The sequence below is a fragment of the Streptomyces genisteinicus genome (genome assembly GCF_014489615.1).
GTDB lineage: Bacteria > Actinomycetota > Actinomycetes > Streptomycetales > Streptomycetaceae > Streptomyces > Streptomyces genisteinicus.
The window spans coordinates 2,431,331-2,454,042 of record NZ_CP060825.1 but is presented as its reverse complement, the minus strand read 5'-3'; the positions used below and the strand labels follow the sequence as shown (position 1 = coordinate 2,454,042).

General features: G+C 75.5%; 15 protein-coding genes. 8 read left to right on the top strand and 7 right to left on the bottom strand.

The genetic code is table 11. The features are described 5' to 3' along the window. Nucleotides 1-124 precede the first annotated feature (124 nt). From IAG43_RS10685 to IAG43_RS10655, 7 genes are all read left to right on the top strand, one after another. Nucleotides 125-1,750, top strand: coding sequence for a dynamin family protein (locus IAG43_RS10685; protein ID WP_187744394.1), 1,626 nt, complete (start codon nucleotides 125-127; stop codon nucleotides 1,748-1,750). A gap of 7 nt (nucleotides 1,751-1,757) precedes the next feature. Continuing rightward, entirely contained in the window at nucleotides 1,758-3,590 is a 1,833-nt protein-coding gene (locus IAG43_RS10680) for a YfjP family GTPase (RefSeq protein WP_246574241.1), read from the top strand. A gap of 158 nt (nucleotides 3,591-3,748) precedes the next feature. Then, nucleotides 3,749-4,201, top strand: coding sequence for a single-stranded DNA-binding protein (locus tag IAG43_RS10675; RefSeq protein WP_187740516.1), 453 nt, complete (start codon nucleotides 3,749-3,751; stop codon nucleotides 4,199-4,201). Between the two features lie 253 nt (nucleotides 4,202-4,454). Then, nucleotides 4,455-5,909, top strand: coding sequence for a Cys-Gln thioester bond-forming surface protein (locus tag IAG43_RS10670; protein ID WP_425508587.1), 1,455 nt, complete (start codon nucleotides 4,455-4,457; stop codon nucleotides 5,907-5,909). 169 nt (nucleotides 5,910-6,078) lie between these two features. Further along, on the top strand, nucleotides 6,079-7,743 hold the full coding sequence (gene ettA, locus IAG43_RS10665; RefSeq protein ID WP_187740514.1) for an energy-dependent translational throttle protein EttA: 1,665 nt from the start codon (nucleotides 6,079-6,081) through the stop codon (nucleotides 7,741-7,743). Nucleotides 7,744-7,747: 4 nt separating this feature from the next. After that, the gene (locus IAG43_RS10660) at nucleotides 7,748-8,230 is read left to right on the top strand and encodes an acyl-CoA thioesterase (RefSeq protein WP_187740513.1); all 483 of its coding nucleotides are present in this window, start codon (nucleotides 7,748-7,750) and stop codon (nucleotides 8,228-8,230) included. Nucleotides 8,231-8,238: 8 nt separating this feature from the next. Further along, the gene (locus tag IAG43_RS10655; RefSeq protein ID WP_187744393.1) at nucleotides 8,239-8,898 is read left to right on the top strand and encodes a DUF8010 domain-containing protein; all 660 of its coding nucleotides are present in this window, start codon (nucleotides 8,239-8,241) and stop codon (nucleotides 8,896-8,898) included. Nucleotides 8,899-9,111: 213 nt separating this feature from the next. On the opposite strand, the gene IAG43_RS10650 is transcribed toward IAG43_RS10655, so the two are convergent. The 4 genes from IAG43_RS10650 to IAG43_RS10635 all read right to left on the bottom strand — a co-directional run bounded on the left by IAG43_RS10650 (nucleotide 9,112) and on the right by IAG43_RS10635 (nucleotide 16,821). After that, on the bottom strand, nucleotides 9,112-10,065 hold the full coding sequence (locus tag IAG43_RS10650) for an ABC transporter ATP-binding protein (RefSeq protein WP_187740512.1): 954 nt from the start codon (nucleotides 10,063-10,065) through the stop codon (nucleotides 9,112-9,114). After that, complete coding sequence (locus tag IAG43_RS10645) at nucleotides 10,062-12,848, bottom strand: FtsX-like permease family protein (protein ID WP_187740511.1); 2,787 nt, start codon at nucleotides 12,846-12,848, stop codon at nucleotides 10,062-10,064. Before IAG43_RS10645 ends, IAG43_RS10650 begins: the two co-directional genes overlap by 4 nt. A 1-nt stretch (nucleotide 12,849) precedes the next feature. Continuing rightward, complete coding sequence (locus IAG43_RS10640; protein WP_187740510.1) at nucleotides 12,850-16,215, bottom strand: ABC transporter permease; 3,366 nt, start codon at nucleotides 16,213-16,215, stop codon at nucleotides 12,850-12,852. 198 nt (nucleotides 16,216-16,413) lie between these two features. Next, a complete protein-coding gene (locus IAG43_RS10635; protein ID WP_187740509.1) occupies nucleotides 16,414-16,821 on the bottom strand; it encodes a globin in 408 nt (135 codons plus the stop codon). Between the two features lie 128 nt (nucleotides 16,822-16,949). Between IAG43_RS10635 and IAG43_RS10630 the strand changes: the two genes are divergently transcribed. Beyond that, nucleotides 16,950-18,005, top strand: coding sequence for a methyltransferase domain-containing protein (locus tag IAG43_RS10630; RefSeq protein ID WP_187740508.1), 1,056 nt, complete (start codon nucleotides 16,950-16,952; stop codon nucleotides 18,003-18,005). Between the two features lie 27 nt (nucleotides 18,006-18,032). Here IAG43_RS10630 and IAG43_RS10625 read toward each other — a convergent pair whose 3' ends face one another. The 3 genes from IAG43_RS10625 to IAG43_RS10615 form a co-directional block, all read right to left on the bottom strand. Next, on the bottom strand, nucleotides 18,033-19,379 hold the full coding sequence (locus IAG43_RS10625; RefSeq protein ID WP_187740507.1) for an FHA domain-containing protein: 1,347 nt from the start codon (nucleotides 19,377-19,379) through the stop codon (nucleotides 18,033-18,035). Between the two features lie 72 nt (nucleotides 19,380-19,451). Beyond that, the gene (locus IAG43_RS10620; RefSeq protein ID WP_187740506.1) at nucleotides 19,452-20,813 is read right to left on the bottom strand and encodes a vWA domain-containing protein; all 1,362 of its coding nucleotides are present in this window, start codon (nucleotides 20,811-20,813) and stop codon (nucleotides 19,452-19,454) included. Nucleotides 20,814-20,904: 91 nt separating this feature from the next. Then, entirely contained in the window at nucleotides 20,905-22,710 is a 1,806-nt protein-coding gene (locus IAG43_RS10615) for a PP2C family protein-serine/threonine phosphatase (RefSeq protein WP_425508586.1), read from the bottom strand. Between the last annotated feature and the right edge of the window lie 2 nt (nucleotides 22,711-22,712).

Genomic DNA, 22,712 nt, shown 5'->3' with positions numbered 1-22,712 from the left:
GTTGTGCACTCGTTATGCCTGGGTCCCACTCGCCCCTTCTGTTCCGTCTGTCCGATCGGCGCGCAGGGATGTTCATACGCTTCAAAAAGACTCCAAAATTGGGCATTCTTCGCATGTGGTGACCTTGGATGCACGGCCTCAGCTGATCGACGCACTCTCCGCCCTGCGCGACCGTGTCGCCGCCGTGCGTCTGCCGCTTCCGCTACGGGGCGCCTCACGCGCCCGGCAGACGCGCACAGAACTTCTCGCGCAGCTCGACGACTACCTCGTACCACGCCTCAAGGACCCCGACGCCCCGCTGCTCGCGGTCATCGGGGGCTCCACGGGTGCGGGCAAGTCCACGCTCGTCAACTCCCTTGTGGGCAGGCGCGTCAGCGAGGCCGGGGTGCTGCGGCCTACGACCCGCACCCCCGTCCTGGTGTGCCATCCCGACGACCACCACTGGTTCGCCGGGATGCGCGTGCTCCCGCACCTCACCCGTGTCTGGATGCCGCCGCAGGACGAGGCCGACGCCGAGGACGAACTCCTCGCGCGCAAGGGCTCCGGGCGCGCGGGCGGCGGGCCCGACGAGAAGTCGCTGCGCATCGAGACGGCCTCGACCCTGCCGCGCGGCCTCGCGCTCCTGGACGCCCCGGACATCGACTCGTTGGTCGTCGAGAACCGCCGGCTCGCCGCCGAGCTGATCTGCGCGGCCGACGTGTGGGTGATGGTCACGACCGCCTCCCGCTACGCCGACGCGGTGCCGTGGCACCTGCTGCGCACCGCGAAGGAGTACGACGCCACCCTCGTCAGCGTCCTCGACCGGGTGCCCCACCAGGTCGTCGACGAGGTGTCACGGCAGTACGCCGCCCTGCTCACCAAGGCGGGCCTCGGCCATGTGCCGCGGTTCACCGTGCCCGAACTGCCCGAGTCCGCGGGCGGCGGCAACGGGCTGCTGCCGACCACCGCCGTCGCCCCGCTGCTGGCCTGGCTCGCCCACCGGGCGCAGGACCCCGCCGCGCGCCAGCAGGCCCTGGGACGCACCGCGGGCGGTGTCCTCGACTCGCTCGGATCACGGATGCCGGAACTGGCGAGCGCGGTCGCCGCCCAGTACGCGGCCGCCGTACGGCTCACCGCGGCCGTCGAGGAGGCCTACGCCGCGCAGCGCGAGCGGGTCCGCGGACGGCTGCGCGCCGGTGCCGTGCTGGCCGGTGACGCCCGCACCCGCTGGCGCGGATACCCCCGCGACAGTTCGGCGGCCGAACTCCTCGACGCCCTCGTGGCCAGCATGTCCGCGCTCCTCCAGTGCGCCGTTGCCGCCGCCGACGAACAGGTGGAGAACGCCTGGCGGCGCGAACCGGCCGCCGGGGCCTTCGGATCGGACGGCGGCTCCGACCCGGAGAGCGGCGAGCGCATCGGGCTCGCCGTCCGGCGCTGGCGCCGGGTCCTGGAGGAATTCGCCGAGGAGGAGGTGCGCGGCATGGAGCGCAACACCGCTCCCGACGCCGAGACCGTCGCCGCCCTCCTCGCCACCGCCCTGCTCGGCGGCCGGCGCGCCCGCGGCGCGGGCGAGCGGCTGGCCGAACGCATCGGCGCCCAGGGCGCACTGCGTCTGCGCGACAAGGGCGGCGAACTCGTGACCACCACCATCGACGACGTGCTGCACGGCGAACGGGACCGCAGGCTCGCCCCCCTCGACGCGCTCGAGGTGACACCCGAGCCGCAGGCCGAGCTGATCGCCGCGCTGTCCCTACTGCAGAAGGAGAGGTGAGCGCGGGGTGACCGCCATCACCGACGACGCGAACGAGACCGGCGACCGCTGGGACGACGGACTGATCGCCCGCCGCGCCGAGCCGAGGACGTCACCCGACGGCGGCCCCGGCGCGGACGGCGACGGCCCGCCGGACACCGGCGACGCTCAGGCCGGCGACCCGGACGCCGAGGGCGCCGACGGCTCCGGCGAGACCGCCGCCGGCGCGTACGGCGGGCCGCTCAAGGACCGCCTCGACGCCCTGCGCGACCTCCTCGGCCTCTCCCAGGCACGCCTCGACGGCCGCACCCTCGCGGAGGCGGGGCGTGTCCTCGACGAGGCGGCCGCACGGCGGCGGCTCTCCTCCCGGCACACCGTGGTGGCCATCGCCGGAGCGACGGGCAGCGGCAAGTCGACCCTCTTCAACGCGCTCGCCGGCGTGCGCATCGCCGAGACCGGCCTGCGCAGGCCCACCACGTCGGCGCCCATCGCCTGCACGTGGTCCGAGGGCGCGGCCGGGCTGCTGGACCGGCTCGCGGTGCCGGGACGGCTGCGGCGCAGGCCGCTCGCCGGCGGGGACGGCGACGAGCAGCTGCAGGGCCTGGTCCTCATCGACCTGCCGGACCACGACTCGGCCGTCGTCCGCCACCGCGAGAACGTCGACCGGGTCCTGGCGCTGGTCGACGCCGTCATCTGGGTCGTCGATCCGGAGAAGTACGCCGACGCGGCCCTCCACGAGCGCTATCTGCGGCCGCTCGCCGGGCACGCCGAGGTCACCTTCGTCGTGCTCAACCAGGTCGACCGGCTGCCCGGCGACGCCGCCGACCAGGTCCTCGACGACCTGCGCAGGCTGCTCGACGACGACGGCATGGCGGTCGGCGAGCACGGCGAGCCCGGCGCGACCGTGCTCTCCCTCTCCGCCCTCACCGGCGAGGGCGTCGGAGAACTGCGCGAGATGGTCGGCGCGTTCGTCCAGGAGCGCACCGCGGCGGCACGCCGGCTCTCCGCCGACGTCGACGCGGCCGCCGCCGCCCTGCGCCCGGTGTATGTCGCCGACGGCCGCACAGGCCTGAACGAACGGGCCCGTGAGGACTTCTCGGCACAGCTGGCCGACGCGGTCGGCGCCACGGCGGCGGGGGAGGCGGCGGAACGCGAGTGGCGCAGGAATGCCGGGCGTGCCTGCGGGACGCCGTGGCTGCGGCTGTGGCGCTGGTACGAGCGGACCCGGATGCCGGGGGCCGCCTCCCTCCAGCCGCCGCCGCCCGCGGAGGACCAACTCACCGCACGCCAGCGCGTCGAGCAGGCCGTGCGGACGGTCGCCGACGAGGCGGCCGGCGGGCTGCCCGGGCCCTGGGCGCAGGCCGTCCGGGAGGCGGCCCAGCGGGGTGCGCGCGGGCTGCCCGAGGCGCTGGACGAGCTGGCCGTCCGGGAGGCCGAGGCCACTGGCGAGCGGCCCCGGCGCCCCCGGTGGTGGCCGGCCGCCGTCCTGGCCCAGGCGGCGATGACCCTGCTTCAGATCTACGGGGCGCTCTGGCTGGTGGGACAGATCATCGGGGTGCTGGAGCCGGGGATCGTCCCCCCGGTGCTGGTGATGCTCGCCGGGATCGTGGGCGGACCCCTGGTGGAGTGGGCCTGCGCGGCGGCGGCCAAGGGGCCGGCGCGGCGGTACGGGCAGGACGTCAGACGCCGTCTGCACGAGGCGGCGGCAGGCTGCGGCAGGGCCAAGGTGCTGGACCCGGTCGCCGCGGAACTCATGCGCTACCGCGAGGTGCGGGAGCGGTACGCGACCGTCTCCGGCCCCGCCCGGCCGGGTGCGGGGTCCGGGGGGAGCCGCGCCAGGTCCCGTGCCCGGATCGGGTGACGGAGTTCTCCACAACGGGGCCTTCGTCCACAGCGGTCGGCGCTCTTCCCCCGCCCCGTCCAGCATGGAAGCCGGATCGCCGACGTGCCGCCAGGGGGGCGGCACGCGGCACGTGACCGGCGGAACGGGCCGGTCGGGAGCGCGGGGAGGCGCACGTCATGAACGACACCCTGGTGACCGTGGTGGGGAATGTGGCCACGAATGTGGAGTTCAGGGATACGGCCGCGGGCGGGATGGCGCGATTCCGATTCGCCGTCCAGTCCCGGCGCTGGGACCGTACCAGTGGTAACTGGACCGACGGGCCGACGAGCTTCTACACGGTCTTCGCCTGGCGTTCCCTCGCGGCGAATCTGGCGGCCTCCGTTTCCGTCGGCGAACCCCTCGTCGTGCACGGCAGGCTGAAAGTGCGGGAGGAGGACGCGGACGGCCGGCGCCGGACGTACGTCGACATCGACGCGCTCGCCGCCGGCCACGATCTGACCCGCGGCACCGCGGCCTTCTGCCGGGCGTCCAGGGGAGAATCGCAGGTGAGCCCCCGTCAGCAGACCCCGGACAGGGCGGCGCAGGCGGATTCGGGGGGTTCGCCGCAGCAGCCCGCAGCCGTGATGTGACGCAAAGTCGTGGCGATTTGTCGATGCGGTGACGGAGAAAGGTGCGGCGACGGCCGGTTACACCCCTCGGTGATAACGATTCCGATTCGGAATGGTTGTGTGACGGTATGAAGGGGGACGCGGCTTCTCCCCGTCCATAGGATTCCGGCGTGCTCATCGAGCACATGAGAGTGCTGGCGAGACTCTCCCACCACGCATCACACGTGTGCGCATCCGCGCGTCCATGCGAACGTCTCGCCCGGAGGGGAATTCTGTGTTTGCTCTGTTCTCTGCTACCGCCACGACCGGGCGGCGCAATGCGCGCAGGCGGATAGCCGCCGCGGCCGTCGCCACCGGACTGCTGGCGATGGGCTCCGTCGCGGGCGCCGGCTCCGCCGCCGCCGACGAGCCCGGCCAGAACCCGGGGGGTGCCGCCGCCACGCTCGACGGCCTGAAGACCTGGGACGACGCCATCCTGACGTACAAGGACGGCGACAAGACGAAGAAGAAGGAGATCGCCGCCGGTCTCTTCGAGATGACCGTCGACGGCGGTGGCTCGCTGCAGTCCTACTGCATCGACATCCACAACCCGACCCAGGACAAGGCGAAGTACCTGGAGACCCCCTGGGGCCAGACCTCGCTCGGCGCCAACAAGGACGCGGGCAAGATCCTCTGGATCCTCCAGAACTCCTACCCGCAGGTGAACGACCTGGCCGCGCTCGCGGAGAAGGCCGGCATCAAGGGCAAGCTCAACAAGAAGACCGCCGCCGCCGGCACCCAGGTCGCCATCTGGCGCTTCTCGGACGGCGCCGAGGTCGAGGCCAAGAACAAGGCCGCCGAGAAGCTCGCCGACTACCTCGAGAGCAGCGCGCAGACGCTCCAGGAGCCGAAGACCTCGCTGACCCTCGAGCCCAGCGCGGTCTCCGGCAAGGCGGGCAGCAAGCTCGGCCCCGTCACCGTGCAGACCAACGCCACCGAGGTCTCGGTGACCGGTCCCGCCGACGCCGCCGTCTCCGGCGTGAAGGTCACGGACAAGGACGGCAAGCCCGTCACCTCCGCCGCCAACGGCGCCGAGCTGTACTTCGACGTGCCCGAGGGCGCTGCCGACGGCTCCGGTTCGCTGACCGTCGAGGCCACCACCACCGTCCCGGTGGGCCGCGCGTTCGCGAGCGCCAGCAAGTCCCAGACGCAGATCCTGGCCGGCTCCAGCAAGACCACCGTCACCGCCAACGCGACGGCGACCTGGGCCACCAAGGGCGCCATCCCCTCGGTGACCGCCGAGAAGAACTGCGCCAAGGGCGGCGTCGACGTCACCGCCGGCAACGAGGGCGACTCCCCGTTCACCTTCGAGCTCGCGGGCATCAAGCACACCATCGCCCCGGGTGAGTCCAAGACGGTGACCGTCCCGGTCGCCGAGGACCAGGCCTACGACTTCACCATCACCGGCCCGAACGGCTTCTCCGAGCGCTTCCAGGGCGTGCTCGACTGCGAGACCCAGGGCACCCCGGCGCCCGAGACCCCGGACGAGGAGGAGACCCCGTCCTCCGAGCCGACCCCGGCCTCCGCCGGCGGCTCCTCCGAGGGCACCACGGGCGGCGAGGGCGACCTCGCGGCCACCGGTGGCTCCAGCGCGACCCCGATGATCGCCGGTATCGCGGTCGTCCTGGTCGTCGCGGGCGGTGCCGCGATGTTCATCCTGCGCAAGAAGAAGGCGACCGCCGGACAGTAACGGCTCGCTGACCCCATGTCCCGGGCCCGGCACGCACCGCGTGCCGGGCCCGCGGCACGCCCGGCCGGACCCCGGCGGCGGGCCCCGTACCACCGCGGTTTCCGTCCACGGCACGGCGTACGGCAAGATGGGTGTATCTGCCCACCCACTTCTTGCCGGACGGTTTCTCTTGGCTGAGTACATCTACACCATGCGCAAGACGCGCAAGGCGCACGGCGACAAGGTCATCCTCGATGACGTGACGCTGAGCTTCCTGCCCGGCGCGAAGATCGGTGTGGTCGGCCCCAACGGTGCCGGTAAGTCCACCGTGCTGAAGATCATGGCCGGTCTGGAGCAGCCGTCCAACGGCGACGCCTTCCTCTCGCCCGGCTACTCGGTCGGCATCCTCCTCCAGGAACCGCCGCTCGACGAGGACAAGACGGTCCTCGAGAACGTCCAGCTCGGCGTCTCCGAGGTCAAGGGCAAGCTCGACCGGTTCAACGCCATCGCCGAGGAGATGGCCACGAACTACACGGACGAGCTGATGGAGGAGATGGGCAAGCTCCAGGAGGACCTGGACCACGCCAACGCGTGGGACCTCGACGCCCAGCTGGAGCAGGCCATGGACGCCCTCGGCTGCCCGCCCGGGGACTGGCCCGTCACCAACCTCTCCGGTGGCGAGAAGCGCCGCGTGGCCCTCTGCAAGCTGCTGCTGGAGGCCCCCGACCTGCTGCTCCTCGACGAGCCCACCAACCACCTGGACGCCGAGTCCGTCCAGTGGCTGGAGGCGCACCTCGCCAAGTACGCCGGCACCGTCGTCGCGATCACCCACGACCGGTACTTCCTCGACAACGTCGCGGGCTGGATCCTGGAGCTCGACCGCGGCCGCGCCATCGGCTACGAGGGCAACTACTCCACCTACCTGGAGACCAAGCAGACCCGTCTGAAGGTCGAGGGCCAGAAGGACGCCAAGCGCGCCAAGCGGCTCAAGGAAGAGCTGGAGTGGGTCCGCTCCAACGCGAAGGGGCGGCAGGCCAAGTCCAAGGCCCGTCTCGCGCGTTACGAGGAGATGGCGGCCGAGGCCGACAAGATGCGGAAGCTGGACTTCGAGGAGATCCAGATCCCGCCGGGCCCGCGGCTGGGCTCCGTCGTCGTCGAGGTCACCAACCTCTCCAAGGCGTTCGGCGAGAAGGTCCTCATCGACGACCTGTCGTTCACCCTGCCCCGCAACGGCATTGTCGGCGTGATCGGCCCCAACGGCGCCGGCAAGACGACCCTGTTCAAGATGATCCAGGGCCTGGAGAAGCCGGACTCGGGCCAGATCAAGGTCGGCGAGACCGTCAAGATCTCCTACGTCGACCAGAGCCGCGCCAACATCGACCCGAAGAAGACGCTGTGGGCGGTCGTCTCCGACGAGCTCGACTACATCAACGTCGGCCAGGTCGAGATGCCGTCCCGCGCCTACGTCAGCGCCTTCGGCTTCAAGGGCCCGGACCAGCAGAAGCCCGCCGGCATCCTGTCCGGCGGTGAGCGCAACCGCCTCAACCTGGCGCTCACCCTCAAGCAGGGCGGCAACCTGCTGCTCCTCGACGAGCCGACCAACGACCTCGACGTCGAGACGCTCTCCTCCCTGGAGAACGCGCTCCTCGACTTCCCCGGCGCGGCGGTGGTCGTCTCCCACGACCGCTGGTTCCTCGACCGGGTCGCCACGCACATCCTGGCGTACGAGGGCGAGTCGAAGTGGTTCTGGTTCGAGGGCAACTTCGAGTCGTACGAGAAGAACAAGATCGAGCGTCTCGGCCCGGACGCGGCCCGTCCGCACCGCGCCACCTACAAGAAGCTCACCCGGGGCTGAGCGCATGGCCCGCCACATCTACCGCTGCCCCCTGCGCTGGTCGGACATGGACGCCTTCGGGCACGTCAACAACGTCGTCTTCCTGCGGTACCTGGAAGAGGCGCGGATCGACTTCATGTTCCGCCTGGCGCCGGGGGACGGATCGCCGTCCTTCTCCGGCGGATCGGTGGTCGCCCGGCACGAGATCGACTACGTGCGCCCGCTGGTCCACCGGCACGAGCCGGTGGTGATCGAGTCCTGGGTCACCAAGATCTCCGCCGCGTCGCTCACCATCGCCTACGAGGTGAAGGAAGCCGACGAGGGCGGCACGGTGTATGTGCGGGCCTCCACGGTCGTGGTGCCGTTCAACCTGGCGGAGCAGCGTCCGCGCCGCATCTCCGCGGAGGAGAAGTCCTTCCTCCAGCTCTACCTGGACGACGGCACGGGCAGCCCTGCCGGCGGCGGGGACCCGTCGAAGGACAGCCCCGAGGACGCCCTCGTCGCATGACCGCTCCCATGCCCGTACCCGTGCAGAGCCTGCGCCTCGCCGACGCGAGGGAGGCGGACGACCTCGCCGCCTTCCTCGCCCGGCTGATCCACTACGACCGGGCCGCCGCGGTCCGGCTCGTCGGGCAGGGCGGGGGAGCGGTCGCGGTCTTCGGGCGGCCGCCGTCGTTCGAGGTGCTCGCGATCCGCACGGCCCGCCTGGCGGAGCCGGTCGAGCTCGACGTCACCGTGTCCGCGGGCGAACTGCTGGAGTCGGTGCGCGGCGCGGAGTTCGCCGTGCCCGGCACGGTCACCGGACCGCCCTGGGCCGGGCTGCTCCCGCCGCGCGGCGGCTGGACCGAGGCGCCCGGCCTGCCCGGCGCGCAGGAGATGCGCGGCGCGGTGACGGCGGCCGTCGCCGAGTTCCGGGCCCGGGACGAGGCACTGCCCGCCGAGCGGCGCACCCGCGCCGAGCGGGACCGCATCGGCCGGGAGATCTGGTCGCGCGACGTGGGCGGCACCGGTCTGCCGCTGCGCGCCGTGCACGCCGCCCAGTCCCTCGGCTTCCTGCGCCCCGGGGTGCCGGTCGCACTGCTGTCCTCCGGCGCGTGGCTGAGGCTGCGCACACCCTACGGCTCGGTGGCCCTGCGCCGGAGCGGCTTCGGCGGGCTGACGGTCACCCCGCGCTGACCCGCCCCGCGCGAGCGCCGCGCGCACGGCAGGCGCCGCCCCCGGGAACCTCCCCGACGCCCGCAGCGCCCCGTCCGAGCGCCGCGCCCCGTCCGAGCGCCGCGCCCTGTCCGAGCGCCGCGCCCCCTGGGCTCGCGCCCACCGTGAGCGGCGCCCACCCGGCGAGATCCCCCGCCCCGGGCACCCCACCCCCACAAACAGACTCCCCGGGCCTCAGACCCCGTGCTCGTCCGGCCAGACCCCGATGTGGTCGGACTCCAGCTCCAGCAGCACCCGGTCCCGCATCCCGAGGGAGGAGAGGTGGTCGGCGGGCAGCTGGAGACGCCCGGCGCGGTCGAGCATCGCGTACTCGCGGGCCACCACCGACTCCTGCCCCGTGTCGGCGTCCACCTGGGTCCGCCGCAGGACCTCGGACGAGGTGCGCCCGTCCCGGATGGCGACGGTGCGGCGCACCTCGTCGGCGACCGCCTGGTCGTGGGTCACGATCACGATCGTCGTGCCGAGCTCCTCGTTCGCCCGCCGGAACGCCGCGAAGACCTGCTCCCCGGTCGCCGAGTCCAGCTCACCCGTGGGCTCGTCCGCGAGGAGCACCGACGGCGAGTTCGCCAGCGCGACCGCGATCGCCACCCGCTGCTGCTGCCCGCCGGACAGCTGCTCCGGCCTGCGGTCCGCGTAGTCGGCGGCGCCGAGCATCGACAGCAGCTCCCGGGCACGCTCCGCCTTGCGCCGCCCCCGGCCGGCCCCCCGCCCGCGCAGCTGCATCGGCAGGGCGACGTTCTGCTCGGCGGTCAGGTAGGGGAGCAGGTTGCGTGCCGTCTGCTGCCAGACGAAGCCGACGACCTCGCGGCGGTAGCGCAGCCGCGCCTTCCCGTCCATCGCCAGCAGATCGCTCCCCGCGACCCGGGCGGCGCCCGCCGTGGGCACGTCCAGACCGGCGAGGATGTTCATCAGCGTGGACTTCCCGCTGCCGGACGCGCCCACCAGGGCCATCAGCTCGCCCTCCTTGACGAGGAGGTCGAGGCCCTGGAGCGCCTGCACCTCCACCCCGTCGGTGGAGAACACGCGGACCAGCCGGTCGCACGTGATCAGGGCGTCGTGCCCGTAGGAAGGCCGCTCGCGCCGGGCGGCGACCCGCCGCTCCAGCTCCTCCAGCGTGGTGTCGGTCATCGCATGTCTCCTGCCCTGAGTTCCCGGACGGATCCGCGCCGGCCCGCCCACCAGGCCTGCACGCCGGCGACGAGGGCCGCCAGCAGCACCACCGCCGTCGCCGGCAGCACCAGCGACCAGGCGTCGGCCCGCAGCGACACGTCGTCGACGGTGGCGGCCCCCGGTGCGGCCGCCAGCGCCAGCCGCACCAGGTCGACGCCCGGCGCCAGCAGCGCGATGGTCGCCCAGCCGACGAGCGCGCCGCCCGCCGCGGCGAGCAGCGCCGGGGGCAGCGCCTCCAGCCCGAGCAGCGACCGTCCCTGACGCATGGTCAGTCCCATGGTCCGCAGCCGGGCGAGGAGCATGGTCCGCTCCGGCGCCGACTGGAGCAGCGACAGCATCAGCGCCAGCACGGCGTATCCCGCGCCCGCCGCGATCGCCGCGGTGTAGATGCGCTCCGCGCCCGCCTGGACCGGCGAGTCGGTGAAACCGGCCCGCGCCTCGGCGCGCAGCCGTACGGTGAGGTCCCCGCCGAGCTCCTTCGCCGCAGCCCGCATCGCGGTGCCGTCCAGCCGCTCGCCGGTCACCAGCAGGGCGGACGGGGCGCGGCGCTCCAGCCGGGCGGCGTCGACCAGCAGGAACTCCTTCGACGCGACGGCCGGCGTGCGCTCCCTGACCGCGGCGATCTCCACGGTGAAGGCCCCCGCGACTGCGTCGATCCGATGCCGCCCGCCGCCGAGCCAGGCGGCGACGCCGGGCGAGGCCACGGCCCGCACCACGCCGGGGTCGCCGCCCGGCCGCAGAGCCTGCTCCGGGAACTCGCCGAGCCCCAGGCGGCGGGCCAGCGACGCGTACGCGCCGGGGTCGGCCGCGACCAGGGACACGGCGGGGGCCTCGGCCTGGCGGCCTGCGGCGGGCAGGGTCAGGGCGTGCTCGATCTGCACCGCGGTGACCGAGCGCACCCCGGGCAGGCCGCGGACGGCACGTTCCGCGCCCGGCGGCAGCGCGGCGGAGTCCCCCTCCCCGGACACCCGCGCGTCGGCGCCGGTGGCCAGCAGCGCCGCCCGGGCCCGCGCGTCGTCCACCCCGGCCAGCACCGAGCCGCCGAACCCGGCCGTCGCCAGGGCCAGCAGCAGCGCCAGCAGCGGCAGCGCCCCGACGGCCGACGAACGGCCCGCCCTGGCCAGCGACAGGTATCCGACCGCGCCCCGCAGCCGTGCCGCCGGGCGCGCGGCCCAGCGCAGCGGCACCGGGTACAGCCGGACCAGCACGAGCGCGGCGATCAGGGCCACCAGGACGGGGGCGGCGCTCGCCAGATGGTCGCCGGCGTCGGAGGTGCCCCGGCGCCGCAGCGCGGCCACCGCTCCCACGGCGAGGACCAGCAGGGTCAGTTCGGCGACCGTGCGGCGCCGGCTCGGCCGGGCGAGCGCGAGATCGTCCCGGCCGCCGTGCGCGAGCGGCACCCGGTGCCGTATCACCGCCCGTACCGGCAGCGCGGCACAGGCGACGGCGGCGACGGCCGCCGCCGCGGCGACCGCCGGGCCGTCACGGGCGTCGTCGACGGCGAGCACCGCCAGGGCCAGGCCGAGCACGGCGGCGGGCACCGCCACCACGCCGGTCTCCGCGAGCAGCCGGCCGCCGATCCCGGCGAGCGAACCGCCGCGCGAGCGCAGCAGGGCGAGCTCGGAACGGCGGCGGGCGGCGAACAGGCCGCCCGCCATGACGACCACGACCACGGCGACCGAGCCGATCCCGAACGCCGCGACGGCGACGACCGGGGAGATCGCCGACCGCATGGCCTCGAAGTCCCCGAGCACACCGTCCAGATCGGTGGAGACGTCCGCGTTCTCGTCGATCAGGTCCTTCAGTCCGATCAGACCCGGGCCGTCCTCCAGCGACGCGAGACGCCGGGAGAGCTCGGGCACGTCCTGCGCCGTGAGCCGGCCGGTCGCCGGGGCGACGCGCCAGTAGGGCTGCGGCGCGCCCAGGGTGCCCAGCAGCGCGGGGGCCGCGTCCGGGGCGATGAGGAGGGCGGCCTTCCAGTAGACGCTGGGCGGCGATCCCGTCGTGGCGCCCAGGCCCGGGGCGCGCAGCACCTCGTCGTAGGACCAGTAGCCGCCTTCCGGCGAGCGCGGCTCGACGATGCCCGTGACGCGAACCGCGAGCGCCGGCCCGTCGGCGGCGCCGACATGGACCACCGAGCCGGTCGCGATGCCGAGGGTCTTCGCGGTCCCGGTGGTGACGACCGCCTCGATCTCCCGGGTGCGGGAGGTGACCTCGCCGCCGGCCCGCGGCAGGCGGCCCTCGGTGACGGTGGAGTGTTCGGCCAGCCCGCTCTGGGCGGCCAGCGTCATCTGCGGGGGCACCGATTCGGGCCGCGGGAGCCAGTCGTCCGTCGCGGGCAGCGGCACGCTGGTGCGCACACCGTGGGCGGACTCGCCGGGCAGGGCGCGCAGCGGCCCGCCGAGCGCCTCCAGCACCGTCGCCCAGTGCCCGGTCACGGCCGCCGACCGCAGGCTCGCCTCCCGTGCCTCCTCGGACCCGGAGAGCCCGGGACCCGGTGTCGACACCTCCACCGCACTGCGCGCGGCGGGAGCGCCGGTGATCGCGTGCCGCAGGCCGCGGTTCTCGTACGCGTCCACGGCACGCGGGAACGCGGCGGCCAGGAAGGCGGTCAGCAGCACCAGGACGCCGAACGCGGCGGCGGTGCCGGGAGAGGTGCGCAGCCGGGTCCGCACCCAGGGGGCGACGGGCCGCCGGCTCCGTGCGCCGGGGCCGGGACGGGACGCGGGTTGCCTGGTCATCTCAGTTGTCCCCCTGGTGGCGCAGCGTCACCGCGGGGTCCGGGCGGCGCAGGGCGATGACGGCGACGATCAGCAGCGGCAGCGCCGCCACACCGGCGAGCAGCGACGCCACCTGTCCCACGGGCAGTTCGACCAGGACCCCCGGCACCGGCTGGGTCGCCTGCCCGGTCAGCACGATCAGCGGCACGACGGCCCGGGTCAGCACCGCGCCGAGGACCACGCCGACGAGCAGCGCGATGCCGATCAGCACCCCCTGCTCCGCCGCGACCAGCCGGGCGAGCCTGCGGCGCGGGGCACCGAGGGCCCGCAGCACGGCGAACTCCGAGGACCGCTCGCGCAGCGACCCGGCCGCGCTCACCGCGAACCCGACCGCGGCCAGGGCGGCGGCCACCACGGCGACGGCGAGGAGCGCCGAGCGGGGTCCCGCGCCCAGCGGGTCGCCGTGGAGTCCGGCGGCGGTGTCGTCACGGACGAGGACCCGGGTGCCGTCGGCGTCCGGGAGCGCGCGCAGCGCGCCGGCGACTTCGTCCGCCGCGCCCGGCGCGGTCGCCAGCCACCACTCGGACGGCGTCAGCGACGCGCCGCCGTCAGCGGCGAGCACGGCGTTGACGGTCCGGAAGTCCAGGAGGACGCCGCCGCCGTCGGCCGCGTCCGCCGGTGTCCGGTCCGCGCCGTCCGGGACCGGGGCGCCGGCCCCGGCCCCCGTCGTCGGCAGCCGCCGCACCACGCCGGCGACGGTGATCCGCAGGTCCCGGCCGCCGAACGTCACGTCGAGGCTGTCGCCCCGGGCCGCGCCGGAGGCGTCCAGGAACGCGTCGGTGACCACGGCGGGGATCTGCCGCGGCGCGGGCGGCCGGACCGCGGAGACCTGCACCGCGAAATCCGCCGTCTCCAGGGGACGGCCCCAGGCGTTGACGCCCAGTTCGCCGGGGGCCGGGGTGTAGCGGACGCTCAGCGGGGCGGGCCCCTGCGGCGCGACCCGCAGCGGGACCGGGTCCGCGGCGTCCGTGCCGTTGCTCGACTGGTACGCCGCCTCCCACCTGAGTCCGGGGTCCGCGGCGACGGGGCGCAGGGTGCCGTCCCCGCCGGCGGACCGGACGCGTTCGACGGTCAGCCGGTGGTCCTCCGCCCGCTGCGGCACCGGGGTGTCCAGCAGGCGTACGCCGGTCAGCGCGAGCGGCCCCGCCGGAAGCGCGCCGCCCCCCGACGCGGTGGTGCCGAGGTCGAGGGTCACCGTGTGGACCCGGCCGTCGACGGGCACGGTGCCCGCGGCGATCCGGTGGACGATCCCGTACCGGTCCTCGAACACGGCGACCGTCCGCACCCGCGTCCCCGACGGCGACACCCCGCCCCGGGCGCCCTCCGCGGTGAGCCGGAGGTCCAGGGCGGCGCGCCGGGCGTCCGCGGGCAGCAGCAGGCCGGGGCGGACGCCGCCGGAGGGCTTCAGGGTGTCCAGCACCGCCCCGGGATCCCCGTCCGCGAGGTCGCCGCGCATCAGCAGCCGGTCCGCCGCACCCGTGGTGTCCAGGGCGAGCACGGTCGCGGTGCGGTTCGCCGACAGGCCGACCGGCGCGCGCACCGCGGGGGCCGCCTCCCGCACACCGGGCAGGGCGGCGTACCGTCCCGCGTCGCCCGGGCCGCCCGTGCCGTCGGCCAGCACGCGCACCGACGCGCCCGAACGGAAGTCGGCCTGGTCGTCCTGCGAACGGTCCCACGACGCGCTCTGCCCGATCGCGAGCATGCCCATCGCCACCGAGAGCACGAGCAGCAGCACCGGGCCCGCGCCGCGCAGCGGACGCCGGCTGAACTGCCAGCCGGCCAGCGCCATCGGCAGCCCGCGTCCGCCCGCGGCCCACCGTTCGGCGAGCCGGGCGGCGGGCGGCAGCAGCCGCAGCGTCAGCACGGTGCCCGCCAGCAGAGCCAGGGCGGGAGCCGTGATCAGCAGCGGATCGACACCGAGTTCGCCCTCCCGGTCGCCGCTCAGCGCGCCGCCGCCGGCCGCCCCGGACTGCCGGTCCAGCTGCCAGAAGGCCACCGCCGCTACGGCCAGCAGCCCGAGGTCGGCGCCGGCCCGCACCGGTCCGGGCAGCGACCGGCCGCGGCCGCGTCGCAGTCCCTCGCCGCCCGCGCCGAGCGCGGGCGCCACCACGGCGGCGGCACAGCACACGGCCACCGCGAGGGCCACCAGCCACACCTGTCCGGCAGGCGCTCCGTCCACGCGCAGACCGCTGTCGTCCAGCGCGGAGTTCGCGGCGAGCAGCCGGGTCAGCGGCCCAGCGAGCAGCGGTGCGCACAGGGCGGCGGGCAGCGCGAGCAGCAGGGCCTCGACCGAGGCCAGCCCAGCGATCCGGCCCCGCGAGGCGCCCCGGGCCCGCAGCAGCCCGGTCTCCCCGGCCCGCTCGCTGCTCAGCAGCCTGGCCACCAGCACCAGGGTGCAGCCGGCCAGCACCACCAGCTGCATGGCCACGATCAGCAGTGTCGAACGGGCCACCAGCAGGGCCCGCTCGCTCTGCGCGAGGACCGTCGGCAGCGAGGTGCGCACCGTCACCGCCCCGGCGAACACCGGGTCCTTGCCGAGCGCCGCGGGTCCGGCGACGGCCGCCGTGTGCAGCGCGCCGATCCGGTCGGTGGTCACCGGGCGGAAGTCGGCCCGGGCGATCCACGCGGAGTCGCCCGCGCCGGTGCGGCCCGAGGCGAGCACGCCGGGGTCGGCGAGCAGCGGACCGTACGTGGTGAACACGGCGGAGCGCACCCCGCGCCCGCCGAGCGGGTCGAGCTGCCAGTACGGGTCGGCCGGGTCGGCCGCCCGGTACACGCCCACGACCTCGGCGGTGAGCGGCTTCTCGGTGAGCCGGTCGGTCAGTTCGAGCCGGGCGCCCACCGTCAGCTCCAGCAGCTTCGCGGCCGCCTCCGGGAGGGCGACCGGCACGGGGCCGCCGCCGCCCGCGGGACCCGGCAGCCGTCCGGCCGCCACGGCCACCTGCGCGGGGTCCAGGGCGGCGAAGTGCGTGAGATCGGGTTCGCCCTTGCGGGCCTCGGGACTCCGGAGCGACCGCGGCAGCGCGTACGCGCCCGAGCGCTCCAGCTTGCGCACGGTGACCGGCAGGCCGTCGAAGGAGGCCGCCGCGCCACGGGCGACCGCCTCGTCGGCGGCGTCGCGGCGGTCCGCGGGGGTCCGGGCGGAGACCGTGAGGGCGGTCCCGGCCGCCTCCCGGGTGCCGAGGGTGTGGCGCAGGGCCGCGTCGCCGACCGATCCGGAGAAGGCGGCGAGGGCGGACAGCACGCAGGTGGTCAGCAGGACGGCCACCAGTGCGGCGGCCAGCAGCAGCCTGTGCGCCCGAAGGCGCAGCAGTACGAACCCCGTCACCCGTCCCCCGCCCCGGCCCGCACCCCCGGCCGGTCCGGCCGGACGCGGGGCGGGCCGCCCCTGAATCCTCCGGCGATGCTTTCAGAGGACACCGCCCGGGGGTAACCGCTTGCCCGGGGACCTTGACCCGATCGTGACCGTTTTCCGGCGGGCGGTCACCGGAGTGTGGGGACCCGTGCGCGCCGGGTGAGAACGCGGTTACCGGTCGGGGGTGTTGACCATCGACGCGGCGGCGTAGGTCAGGTAGCTCCACAACTGGTGCTCGTGCTCGGCGGAGAGCCCCAGCTCGTCCACCGCGGTCCGCATGTGCCTGAGCCACGCGTCGTGCGCCGCCCGGTCGACGGCGAAGGGGGCGTGGCGCATCCGCAGCCGGGGGTGCCCCCGGTTGTCGCTGTACGTCCGGGGCCCTCCCCAGTACTGCATCAGGAACAGCACCAGCCGCTCCTCGGCGGGGCCGAGATCCTCCTCCGGATACATCGGCCGCAGCAACGGGTCGTCGGCGACGCCCTCGTAGAAACGGTGGACGAGGCGTCGAAAGGTCTCCTCGCCGCCGACCTGCTCGTAGAAGGTCTGCTCCTGAAGTGTCCCGCGCGGAATCTCGTTCACCCGACCATCGTCTCAGACACCCCGGCCGAGGCCGGAAGTCCTAGGGCCTCTTGCTTCGGGCCGGATCTCCCCCGCTGTGGCCCCCGGCACGGTTCGCCCCCGGTGCCCGGTCGAAGGAGAGTGGAGTCATGGCTGCACACGCGGATCCCCCGCCGGAACCGCGCCCCGGAACGGGAGCGGACCCGTCCGCCGGGCCGGGGGCCGGGGCGGACCCGTTCGCCGGGCCGGGGGCCGAGGCGCGGGCCGCCATGGTGCGGGAGATCGTCCGCGGGGGAGGACTGACGGATCCCGCCTGGCGGGCGGCGTTCGGCGAGGTGCCGCGGCACCTGTTCGTCCCCAGCTACTTCGCGGTCCGGGAAGGCGTCTACGAGCGGCTCTGGTGCGAGGACCCCGACCCGGAGCGGCGCGCCCGCTGGCTCGGCGGCGCGTACGAGGACGGGCCGCTGGCCACCCGGCTGCGCGACGGCGCGCTGCTGACGTCGTCCAGCCAGCCGTCCCTGATGGCGGTCATGCTCGACGCGCTCCGCCTCCGCGACGGGGACACGGTGCTGGAGATCGGCGCGGGCACCGGCTACAACGCGGCCCTGCTCGCACACCGGCTCGGCGACGGGGCCGTCACCACCGTGGACCTCGACCCGGACATCACCGAGTCCGCGAGGGCGCACCTCGCCGCGGCTGGCCACCGGCCCTGCGTGGTCACGGGCGACGGGGCCCGCGGCTGCCCCCGGCGGGCGCCGTTCGACGCCGTCGTCGCCACCTGCACCCTGCCGTCGGTGCCGCCGGACTGGCTCGCCCAGTGCAGCCCGGGCGCCCGTATCGTCGCCCCGCTGGCCACCGGGCTGATGACCCTGCGGGTGGGGGCCGACACGGACGGGCGGCCGGACGCGGAAGGGCGCTTCCTGCGGACCTCCGCCTACTTCGTGCCGTTGCGCGGCGGGATGGGGGCGCCGGAGAGCAAGGCGGGCGGGCTGCCGCGCCGGGCGATCGAGAACGAGCTCTTCCGCTTCCTCCTCGCACTGACGGCCGACAGCCTGGACCCGCGCGAGGCGCTGTCCCTGTGGGAGCGCGAGCACCGGCCGCGGCGGGACCGGTTCGGCGTCACCGTGCGCGGCGGGCGCCAGTGGGCCTGGCTGGACGACCCCGAGGGTCCCTACGCCTGGCCGCTCGGCGGACCGGGGGCGTGACGCCTCCGGTCCGCCGGGCGGCCGGTGTCAGCCCCGGCGGACCGTGATCGTGGTCCAGGCCCCCACGTGCACCCGGTCGCCGTCCTGGAGCGGGATCGGCACATACGGCTGGATCGGGTCCTCGGCGCCGTTCAGCGTGGTGCCGTTGGTGGAGTTCTTGTCGACGACCGCCCAACTCCCGTCCGGCTGCTGCACCAGCACCGCGTGCTGATGGGACACACCCGGGTCCTCCGGCGGCACCGACAGGTCGATGTCGGGGGACTCGCCGGTCGAGTGCCGGCGGCGGCCGATGCTCACCTGGTTGCCCGAGAGCGGAAGCCGCTGCTCCGGCGAGTAGGCGGGCAGGTTGAGGCCGGTCGCCTCGGGGCCGCTGCGCTGCATCATCGCCATGAAGTAGTCGCGGTCCGGCGCGATCACGGCCGTCCAGCCGAGCGGTTGCTGCGGCTGGGCCGGGAAGTGCGGCGGCTGCCCCTGCGGTCCGCCCTGCGGGGGAGCCTGGTGCTGCTGCGGGGGCTGCCCGAACGGCGAAGGGCTCTGCGGTCCCTGCGGCGACGGCGGCCCCTGCGGACCCTGGTGCCCGGGAGGCGCCTGCGGGCCGGGCGGGGGAGGCGGCGACTGGGTGCGCGACGGCGGCGACAGCATCCAGTCGTCACCGCCGCCGGTGTGCTGCGGCGGCGCGGGCGGCGAAGGCTGCGGGAACGCGGGCGGAGCCGGCGGCCCGCCCTGCTGGAACGCCGACGGCACCGGCGGCGGGAACCCCTGCGGGGGCTGCTGCCCGCCGGGCGCCTGTCCCGGTCCGGGACCGTACCCGGGACCGCCGGGACCCGGGCCGCCGGGACCGTGCAGCGGGTTGGGGGCCTGACCCGGCCCGTGCAGCGGGTTGGGGGGCTGGCCGGGGCCGCCCTGCGCCGGGCCGGGGCCCCGGTCCGGCTCGTGGCCCAGCGGCTCCGCGGGACGGTTCATCTGCGAGGGGCGCGACCCCTGGTAGTCGAAGGGGTCGCGCGGCGGCCCGGGCGGCGGACCAGGCTGGGCCTGGAAACCGGGCGGCAGGTTGAGTCCCGGCTGCGGCGGCGGGGAGATCGGCGTGTACGAGGTGGCCGTCTGCGTCAGGAAGTTGTACCGGCACTCCTCGCAGAACGGCGCCATCGCCTCGCGCGGTGTACGGCACTGCGGGCAGAGCTCCGCCTGGGCCGTCGCCTGCGGATCGGCTCCCGGTCCGGCGTGGCCCCCGGGGCCGGGGTATCCGTAGGCGGGCGGCGGAGGAGGAGGCGGCGGTACGGCTCCGGCCGCGGCGCCGGGGCCGGCCATGCGGTGGCCACAGACCTCGCACCAGTCGTCGGAACCCGACTGGTGTCCGTTCGGGCAGGTCGGCATGTCGGCGCTTCCCCCTCTCCTTCTCCGGCCCGGGGGCCGTCTCCACGTCTGCTCGTGCGTGCTGTCGCGCGCCTACTTCTTCACGCGAACGGTCTTGGTGGAGCGCGTCTCGAGTGTCATCTCGTCCGCATCCGCGACCTTCGCCTTCAGTCGCACAGTACCCGTCGCCACATCGACCACGTCCACCACCTTCGAAAGGAGTTTCGCAGTGTCCTCGTTGCCCGAACGGGCCGCGAGCTGCACGGCGCGGCCCAGTTTCGCCGTCGCTCCGCCGATGTCTCCCGATTTGCGCGCCTGGAGCCCCTGCTGGATGACCTGGGCCAGTTCCGCCTGGCCCGTGTAGTGCGCCACCTGGGCGTTGATCGCCGTCGACGCGGCCAGGTCGTCCGTCCACACGGCACGCACCAGCCCCTGGGACAGGACCTCCGGAGCGCCGCCGCCCGCCGCGGGGGCGATCAGCGAGACCCGGGCCGCGAGCATCTCCTGCCCCACGCCGGCCTCCGGGACCCGCACGCACACGTGGTAGTCGCGCGACTCGTCGCCCCAGGATCCGGTCGGGTAGTCGCCCGCCCGCGGGCCGGCCACGGTGCGGCGGCCCGTCAGGTCCTCCACGGCGGGCGCGACCTGCTTCACGAAGACGATCTCCACACCGACAGGCGTCCACAGCCGCAGGGCCACGTCCGCGACCCCCTTGCCCATCGCCGTCTCCATCATCGACGTGAAGTCGGCGGCCAGGCCGCTCGGATCGGCGACGATGTCGGCGGTGCCCAGCAGCGCGGACGCGATGCCGGTGACCTCCTTGACCTCCCAGTCCGTGCCCACGCCGCGCGCGTCGCAGGTGAACCGTCCCGCACAGGCGTCGAGCGCCGACCGCAGCTCCTCGGGCGACTCGTGCTCGTTGCGGCCGTCGGTGAGCACGATGCCGTGCCGGATCGACGGGTCGGCGGAGGCGAGCAGCCGGTCGGCGAGCCGCAGCCAGGTGCCGATGGCGGTCCCGCCGCCCGCGGTCAGCCGGCGCAGCGCGTCCTTGGCCTGCGCCCGGGTCGCGGGGTCGGCGACCGCGAGCCGCCCGTTGCCGGGAAAGACCTCGGCCGCCTTGTGGGTGCCCGCGACCACGGCGAACGCGACTCCGTCGCGCAGCGTGTCGATGGCGGCGGCGGTCGCGTCCCGGGCGTTGCGCATCTTCGTCGGCGGATAGTCCATCGAACCGGAGCAGTCGACCATCAGCACCACCCCCGCCGAGGGCCCGGCCGGACCCGGCAGTTCGGACGGCCCCGCCGCCGCACCCGGCAGCGGGAAACCGCCCGTGGTGCCGCCGCCGGTGGAGGTCACGGTGACGATCGCGTTGACCTCGCGGCCGCCCTCGGGCAGGTACGCGTTCTGGTAGACGTCGACGGAGAACTGCGGCACCTGGGACTTGGAGAAAACGGCCATCTGATCGGCTCCTTGAGGCTCCATCGGGCGAGGGGCGAAGGGCGGTACGACGGGCGGGCCGGGCCCCGGCGGCCGGTGCCGGGGCCCTCGGCTACGGCGTCGGGACCTGCGGGACCGGCTCGCCGCCCGGCACGGCGAACGGGAGGACCGCCACCGTCACGTTGTCGTGGCCGCCGCCGTCGAGCGCGTGACCGACCAGCATCTGCGCGCTGTGCAGGGGGCGCAGCGCCGCGTCCCCGGGCACCACGCGGGCCATGTCGTCGGCGCCCTCCGCGTAGTTCCACAGCCCGTCCGTGCAGACCACGACGACGCCGGGGCGGTCCGGCTTGAACGACTGCGTGTGCGGGTCCAGTTCGTACGCGTCGGCGCCGAGCCAGCCCGTGATCGCGTGGGCGCGCTCGTCCGCGTACGCCTCCGCCTCGTTCATCAGGCCGGCGGCGACCATCTGGGCAGCCCAGGAGTCGTCCTCGGTCAGCCGGGCCGGCGGCCCGCTGCGGTCGTCCGGGACCCAGTACGCGCGGCTGTCGCCGACCCAGCCCACGACGAGCAGACCGCCCGCGGAGACCGCGCCGACGATCGTGCAGGCCGGCGCGTTCCGGTGACGGCCCGATTCGGGGTCCGGGTCGGTGGCGGCAAGGGAGTTGACCGCCTCGGACGCGGCGACGATGGCCTCGCGCATCGCCTGCTGCGGGTGGGTGCCGCGCGGCAGGGCGGCCAGCAGCTGTTCGTTGGCGGCGCGGGCGGCGGCGGCGGACGCCTCGTCGGGCCGGGTCGCCGACGACACACCGTCGCAGACCACGGCGACGACCGCGGGCGACCCGTCGGGGAGGGCGGTGGTGGAGACGGCGAAGGCGTCCTCGTTGCGGTGGTGGCGCAGACCCCGGTCGCTGACGGCCGCCACCGAACCGAGTTCCTGCTCCATGTGGTCCCGCTCGCGCGGCTGCGCGTGCCCGCAGTTCTCGCAGTAGCCGTCGGTGTCCACCCGGCCCGCACGACAGGCCACGCAGAGCTTGCCGCCGGCAGCGGCGGCCGGCGCCGGCAGGGGCTGCGCGGTCCGCGGATCCACGGCGACGGCCGTACCGGGCCGGGGAGCGGCGAGCTCGAAGTCCCCGGAGGCGGGGGTGTCGTACCGCACCGGGCCGCCCGCCTGCTCCGCGGCGGCCGCCCCGGTCGCCTGGGCGGGCAGCGCCCCGGCGGGCGGGGCGGAGGGGGCGGACGGGTGGGCGGAGCCGGGTGCGGAGGCGCCGCCGGCGGTCGCGGGCGGACCGGCCGGGGACGCCGCCGCGCCGTACCCGGGGTCCGCGGCGCCGGCCGGGCGGGCGGCGGACGGCATGGGTGGCACGGGGGCGGTCGGCGGGACGGGCGGGGCACCGTGCCCGGCCGGGCCGGCCCCCGCCGGGGCGGGCCGGGCGCCTGCGGGGGCGGCGGCGGGCGGTACCGGCGGGTGGGCGGAGCCGGGCGCACCGGAGCCGGCCGCCGGAGGAAGCGGGGCCGAGCGGGGCGCGGCGCCACCGGCGGGGACGCCGCCGCCGTCGTGTGCACCGGCGGGAGCCGCCGGGGCGGCGCCACCGGCCGGGGAGTGCCCCTGCGGCGCGGGACCGGCCGGCGGCGGTACCGGCGCCCCGGCGGGCTGTGCCCCCGCGGGGCCGCCCGCGGAGCTCGCCGCGGACTCCGCGAGGTCGGCGGCGTGCTGGGTGGGCGGCGACATGCCCGAGGTGTCGGTGCCGGCGGCCGCGGGCCACTCCACCGGGGTGCCCGCCGCCCGCGCGGGCTGCCCGGCCCCGCCCGGCGCGGGGAGCGCCGACAGGTCGTACCCGCAGGCTCCGCAGAAACGGTCGCCCGATTCCACCGGTTCCTCGCAGCCGGGGCAGGACTGCCCGTCGGCCGACTGGTGCATCT

Bases quoted from the DNA above. Each gene is read 5' to 3' on its own strand.
- IAG43_RS10675 (WP_187740516.1), top strand. From the start codon at position 3,749: ATGAACGACACCCTGGTGACCGTGGTGGGGAATGTGGCCACGAATGTG.
- IAG43_RS10660 (WP_187740513.1), top strand. From the start codon at position 7,748: ATGGCCCGCCACATCTACCGCTGCCCCCTGCGCTGGTCGGACATGGAC.
- IAG43_RS10655 (WP_187744393.1), top strand. From the start codon at position 8,239: ATGCCCGTACCCGTGCAGAGCCTGCGCCTCGCCGACGCGAGGGAGGCG.
- IAG43_RS10650 (WP_187740512.1), bottom strand. From the start codon at position 10,065: ATGACCGACACCACGCTGGAGGAGCTGGAGCGGCGGGTCGCCGCCCGG.
- IAG43_RS10645 (WP_187740511.1), bottom strand. From the start codon at position 12,848: ATGACCAGGCAACCCGCGTCCCGTCCCGGCCCCGGCGCACGGAGCCGG.
- IAG43_RS10630 (WP_187740508.1), top strand. From the start codon at position 16,950: ATGGCTGCACACGCGGATCCCCCGCCGGAACCGCGCCCCGGAACGGGA.
- IAG43_RS10625 (WP_187740507.1), bottom strand. From the start codon at position 19,379: ATGCCGACCTGCCCGAACGGACACCAGTCGGGTTCCGACGACTGGTGC.
- IAG43_RS10620 (WP_187740506.1), bottom strand. From the start codon at position 20,813: ATGGCCGTTTTCTCCAAGTCCCAGGTGCCGCAGTTCTCCGTCGACGTC.
- IAG43_RS10615 (WP_425508586.1), bottom strand. From the start codon at position 22,710: ATGCACCAGTCGGCCGACGGGCAGTCCTGCCCCGGCTGCGAGGAACCG.